Origin of the sequence: uncultured Roseibium sp. (genome assembly GCF_947499295.1) — a bacterium.
Classification (GTDB): domain Bacteria; phylum Pseudomonadota; class Alphaproteobacteria; order Rhizobiales; family Stappiaceae; genus Roseibium.
In genome coordinates this window covers 1-6,355 of record NZ_CANMNP010000051.1, presented here as the reverse complement: position 1 = coordinate 6,355, position 6,355 = coordinate 1, and the positions used below count along the sequence as shown (strand labels likewise).

The window sequence follows — 6,355 nt, the reverse complement described above, 5'->3', positions numbered from 1 at the left end:
ACCTGTTCACTCCTACTGAATGCAGGAACTTCTTCAAACACGCTGGATATGAATGCAATTAAACGCGACACGCTTTAAGGGTTGTGGGTGGATGTATATGGACCCCGCCTGATTGCAACACCTGATCTGGTCGGTTTCGAGTTCGCAATTGCGGACGTATATCCGGCTTCTTCGAGCGGCCCGATATTTCGTCGCCGCGAGCCGCGATGAATTCCGCGTGCTTTCTCCTCAATGCCCCCGAGGCATCGGCAGGTGCTGTGCCGGTCCACACATCAGGTTCAGAAAGCGATGGGAGCGACCCTTTCACCATCCCCAGCCAAGTTGCTGCAATTGTTCGAGCGCTACGGCCATTTTAGTCAGTCTTCCCGATGACCTCAACCGACAGCAGTACCGCGCTTCGGATCGTATTATTCGTTCCGTGCTAGGCCGGACCAAATGATCCTAGCGTTCTTGTTGGCCAGCGCGGCAGCCACGATATTTGGATGCCATCGTTCGCGCAGCCGGCCGATCCAGAGACTTCTCGCATCCGTCTTGCCGTGGGCCTTACCCAAAACTGCACAGGCTCCGTGGATCATCAGTGTCCGCAGATAGCCATCTCCGTACGTGCTGATACCGAGGAGCCGTGCCTTGCCTCCGCTCGATCTTTGTCTGTGAACCAGTCCGAGCCAAGCTGCGAACTCCCGCCCGCTCCGGAAGCAACTCTGGTTCCCCGCCGCCGCAACCAGGGCTGTTGCCGTGATTGGTCCGATCCCTTCGATCCGGCCGATCCGCTGGCAGGCTTCATTTGTCCGGAACAACACTCGGATCCTGCTGTTGAAAGAGGCGATGCGCTTATAGAGTTCAGCCAACTCTTCCCGGATTTTGATCACGAGTTCGCGCATCATATCCGGCACGCCGTCGACTCTGCGGCGCCCATCCACGATCTGCCGTAGGGCCTGGCGCAGGCGGCTGATGTCGCGAGCGATCACAAAGCCATGTTCGGCCAGCAAGCCTCGAATCTGGTTCACAAGCCGCGTCCGGTCCGAGATCAACCTCTGCCGGATGCGGTGGACGGATTGTATCTCCAGTTGCTCCGGTGATTTTTTGTGGAACGAACCGCATCGAGGGGCGGCCGACGGTCTCACAGATCGCTTCTGCGTCGTTGCAGTCGTTCTTATTGGATTTAACATAGGGCGCGACGAATTGCGGTGAGATCAGACGGACTTCGTGCCCGAGCTCGGTCAGCATTCGCGCCCAAAAATGCGAGCCGCTGCAGGCTTCCATGCCAACGAGGCAGGGTGGCAACTGGGCGAAGAACGGCACAACGGCATCGCGACGCAGTGTTTTTCTGAGAATAGTGTGATCGTCGCTGCCAACACCGTGGACCTGAAATACAGTTTTTGCCAGATCCAGGCCAATCCTCACGATATCCATGACATGTCTCCTCTTTCATCCTTTGGATGTCGAAGTGTCACTGCAGACAGGTGGCGGGGTCCATACCATTGCCCTCGGGTCTGTAAGGATTTTCTGATCTGATTGCCGGCGATTGATCGCGGTCGTATGTCCGGCCTCGAATTGCGGCTTTTGACGCACCACTGGCAAAGATGGTCAGTTCGCTGATTGGGTCCAATTCGATACCGCGGGCTCCTATGGCGCCCAACCCCAATCTGGTTTTCCAATCAGGACTTGTTCAATCGACGTCCATGATTTTCAGTGCATTCCTTTGCGGGTCGGAGCGAGATGGAAGAGGGTTTTGACCCTCGTTCAACGACTGGCCCGCAGAAATTGTCATGTGTTGCAGCCGCTGTCAGAAAAGTTTAGAAAAAAATAACCATAAGAAACAGTTAGTTACAGAAAGTTCTCGCTCTGTTTGACGAGCTTTTCCCCTACCAGCTGTTGCAATGACCCGGGTGTTTGTTAATGTCGCGCTACTTCTTGGCTTATGGGCGCGCCCCATTTGCATGGTTCATCGAAGCTCCAAACGCTTCGTCGATCATTTAGCGGCCATTTTGTGCTGCTGCCGCGCGTCTTTTGCCTCTGGGTCCGGCACCCGGCCCATACCTTTTGGGCCTGATTGCTTCAATTAGTGCTCGGCAGCACTTCATCGCCGGATCTGAAACTAAACAGTTCTGTTTTGCGCCATCCTTGACTTGAGGAAGGTGTGTGAGCGCGTGCGCGCCGCGGCCCGCAGGCCGTTTCAAATCGACCACAGAAGGGATTGATTTCATGCAGTCTGAACAGTTGGCGACAAATGCCGAGCTGCATCTGGACGAGCAGACCTATGGCTTGGATCCGACGACGGACCGGGAAACCGACCTATACCGCGGCGAATACATCATGGCCTTTGTCGAAAAGTGGGATGAACTCATCGACTGGGAGGCGCGGGCTGACAGCGAAGGTCAGTTTTTTATGGACGTGTTGCGCGCCCGTGGCAAGGAAAATGTCCTGGACGTTGCCACCGGCACGGGCTTTCATTCGGTTCGCCTGACCCGGTCCGGCTTCAATGTCACCTCCGCGGACGGATCTGCCGCGATGCTGGCCAAGGCATTTGAAAACGGCCAGAAGCGCGGCATGATCCTGAAGACGGTCCAGGCGGACTGGCGTTGGCTCAATCGGGGCATTCAGGGCAAATACGACGCCATCATCTGCCTTGGCAATTCTTTCACGCATCTGCATCAGGAAGGTGACCGCCGCAGGGCTTTTGCAGAGTTCTATGCGGCCCTGAAGCATGACGGTATCCTGATCATCGATCAGCGCAACTACGATGCGATGCTCGACAACAAGGATTATTCCAACAAACACAAATACTACTACGCTGGTGAGAAGGTCAGTGCGGAGCCCGAGTATCTGGACGAAGGGCTCGCACGCTTCAAATACAGCTTTCCCGATGGCGCCGAATTCACTCTCAATATGTGTCCGGTGCGCAAGAACTACATGCGCAAACTTTTGTCAGAAGCCGGTTTCGAGCGTGTCCGCACCTATGGCGACTTTCAGGAAACCTATGCTGAAAGCGAACCTGACTTTTTTATCCATATCGCAGAGAAGTCCAGCCTGCATCTTGCGCGCTGGGGTGGGGCGCCGCTGGAGGCGGGCAAGCAGGACATCCGAGAGGTCGCGGAAACTTACTATGACAGTGACGATGCGGACACGTTCTACAGCATCGTCTGGGGTGGCCAGGATCTGCATATCGGCCTTTACGACACGACCAGCAACATCCGCGACGCGTCAGACCTCACCATTGATGCAATGGTCAACATTCTGCCCAACCTGGACAGCAATGCCACGGTGCTTGACATTGGCTCCGGTTATGGCGGCGCCATGCGCAAGGTGGTCAAGCAAGCCGGTTGTGAAGCGATCTGCCTGAATATTTCCGATGTCCAGAACGACACCAACCGGCACCGCAATGTTCAACAGGGATTCAAGGACAAGATACGCGTCGTTCATGGGGTCTTCGAGGACATACCGGAAAAAGCAGAAAGTGTTGAGATCGTCTGGAGCCAGGATGCAATTCTGCACTCTGACCAACGCGATCAGGTTCTCAAGGAAGTGTATCGCGTTCTGAAACCGGGCGGATACTTCATTTTCACCGATCCAATGCAAGCCGACCATGCCGACCCGGCCGCACTTCAACCCGTTTATGATCGCTTGCAGCTCAACAGCCTTGGTTCATTCCGCTTCTATCGCGAAGCGGCGTCCGCGCTTGGTTTCGAGATCACAGAACAGCAAGACATGACCGGTCAGCTCAGGAACCACTACCACAGGGTCCGCGAAGAATTGCTCGCCAACTACGACCGGCTACGCAGTGAAGGGGCATCTGCGGAGTATCTCGACAAGATGGCTGCGGGTCTCCAGAACTGGGTCGACAGCGCGGATGCCGGTCAGCTGGCTTGGGGCTTTCAGCTGTTCCGGAAACCCGAATAACCTTTCAGACATGTGAACCCTGCCGGCCACTGATCATGCTGCGGGCAGGGGCGACCATTTCCCAATCACTAGGAGTGCGCAATGACGCAAAACACTTGGCTGTTCACCAGCGAATCCGTATCTGAGGGCCATCCGGACAAGGTATGCGACCGAATTTCCGACACCATTCTAGACGCCTTCCTGGCTGAAGATCCAAATGCCCGTGTCGCCTGCGAAACCCTGACCACGACCAACCACGTTACCGTCGCCGGTGAGGTCCGTGGCCCCCAGACAGTTCTGGAGAGTGTCGAGGAACTAGTTCGCGCGGCCGTCAAGGATATTGGATACGAACAGGAGGGTTTCCATTGGAAGACCATGGAAGTTGTCAACCGCCTGCATCAGCAGTCGGCAGACATTGCCATGGGTGTTGACGAAGGGGACAAGGGCGAAGAAGGCGCCGGTGACCAGGGCATCATGTTTGGCTACGCCTGCAACGAGACGGAGGAGCTGATGCCCATGCCGATCCTCCTGTCGCACAAGATCCTGCGCACCATGGCCGAGGCTCGAAAGGCCGGCAAGGAACAGCGCCTTCAGCCAGATTCCAAGAGCCAGGTGACTCTGAAATACGAAAAAGGTCGTCCTGTAGGGATCGATGCGGTTGTCGTCTCGACACAGCACGGTGAAAATGTCAGCCAGGAAGACGTGTGTGATGCGGTTCTGCCCTTTATCCTGCACGCATTGCCTGCTGGCTGGACGGTTCCTGAAAACCGGATTTACATCAATCCGACAGGCCGTTTTGTCATTGGCGGCCCGGACGGCGATTCCGGACTTACTGGCCGGAAAATCATTGTCGATACCTATGGCGGCGCCGCTCCGCATGGCGGAGGAGCGTTCTCCGGCAAAGACCCTACAAAGGTTGACCGGTCGGCCGCATACGCGTCTCGCTACCTCGCCAAGAATGTGGTCGCAGCAGGTCTTGCCGACAAATGCCTGATCCAGCTCGCATACGCTATTGGTGTTCCGGATCCGGTCGCTGTCTATGTCGATACGCAGGGAACGGGCAAGGTGGATGAGGTTTTGCTCGGAAAGACGCTTCGGGACATGGTTCGTCTGACCCCTCGCGGTATCCGTGAACAGCTTGGATTGATCAAACCCATTTATGCGCGAACCGCAGCTTACGGACACTTCGGACGGACACCCGACCAGGATGGTGGCTTCGGCTGGGAAAAGACCGATATCGCCGACGACCTGGCCCAACACTACGGGGGCCGGGCCGACGCGGCTGAATAACCCCTGTAATCTGCCCCGGTGCGCTGTGTTCCGGGGTTCGCATTCTGGAAGGTTGGTTGACCCGCCTTTTGCAGGAGACAGCGAGGGGCCATGGAAAGAACGGTGACTTATGGAGTTCACCACTTTGCGCCGACTGCCGCGCGACAAAATAGGTGAGAACGAGCGTCAACCAGGCGTACTTCATGGCCCGCTCGTGAAAACATCCTCGCCCAATAGTTTGCCCTGAAAAACCCCTTGAAGCGTTGCACTGTGGGGGGGCATCGGGTTTGAAGTACTGGAAAATACCGGAAATTGATCCTGATCCATTCCTTTTCCGGTGTTTTTGATGCTTCCCTACCGCCCCTCATGCGACAAGAACGATCTCTTCCGCGAGCGCCTTGACGCGATCATCAATATGAAGCACGCACTGGTGCGGTTGTCAGGGCTGATGCCGTGGGCGGGGTTCGATGATGGGGCTGCATTACCTCAAACCCGTCTACGACCTGTCGGACGAGGAGATGGTGGACCGCTGGGTGGAGAATGCGTATTGGCAGTATTTCTGCGGCTTTGAGTTCTTCCAGCATGAAGCGCCGCTCGACGCCAGCACGATGACACGCTGGCGCAAGCGGATCGGGCCTGAGGGGCTGGCAGACTTGTTGACGGCGAGCATTGAGGTGGCCTTCGACACCGGGACCGCCAAGCCGAGTTCGCTGGAACGGATCACCGTCGATACCACGGTACAGCCGAAGGCGATCGCCCACCCGACCGACAGCCGGCTGTACCTGAAGGCGATCCAGGCTCTGGTTCGGCTGGCGAAGCGGTATGGCATCGTGCTCAGGCAAAGTCATATCCGGTTGGCCAAGGCCGCGGCGGTTAAAGCCGGCCGCGGCGTGAACTGAAGCGGTGCTGTTGACAGCGTCAGGAGACGATCCGGGCCCGGCTGGCCGGACCTTTTTTGGCCTTCCGGAACCTGACCATGCGTCACGGCGCGATCACGACGCCGTTCTTGAAAGAACTCACAGACCTGCTGGATCTCGCCTTCGATGACCAACTGGCCTCTATTCCGGTCTGTCTCGATGACGCTCTGCAATCCCGCCGGGCGGTGCCCTTTGCCGCTGCTGACCTGATAGCGGCGATCTGGTCCACGCGTTCGGACGCGGAAAACCTGGCCTGGGCTCTGGCCGACTGGCTGATCGCCAAAAAGCTG

Annotated in this window: 3 protein-coding genes and 2 pseudogenes; 4 read left to right on the top strand and 1 reads right to left on the bottom strand. The window is 56.9% G+C overall.

The annotated features are described in order from the left end of the window. Positions 1–407: 407 nt before the first annotated feature. Positions 408–1,413: pseudogene (locus tag Q0835_RS29025) on the bottom strand (IS110 family transposase). Positions 1,414–2,205: 792 nt separating this feature from the next. On the opposite strand from Q0835_RS29025, the gene Q0835_RS29020 reads away from it, so the two are divergent. The 4 genes and pseudogenes from Q0835_RS29020 to Q0835_RS29005 form a co-directional block, all read left to right on the top strand. Beyond that, a complete protein-coding gene (locus Q0835_RS29020; protein WP_298966804.1) occupies positions 2,206–3,900 on the top strand; it encodes a methyltransferase domain-containing protein in 1,695 nt (564 codons plus the stop codon). An 81-nt stretch (positions 3,901–3,981) separates the two neighbouring features. Then, entirely contained in the window at positions 3,982–5,169 is a 1,188-nt protein-coding gene (gene metK / locus Q0835_RS29015) for a methionine adenosyltransferase (RefSeq protein WP_298966801.1), read from the top strand. Between the two features lie 325 nt (positions 5,170–5,494). Further along, positions 5,495–6,035: pseudogene (locus tag Q0835_RS29010) on the top strand (transposase); the annotation flags it as partial. An 89-nt stretch (positions 6,036–6,124) separates the two neighbouring features. Then, on the top strand, positions 6,125–6,355 hold a 231-nt coding region (locus tag Q0835_RS29005; protein ID WP_298966798.1), incomplete at its 3' end, for a DUF1403 family protein.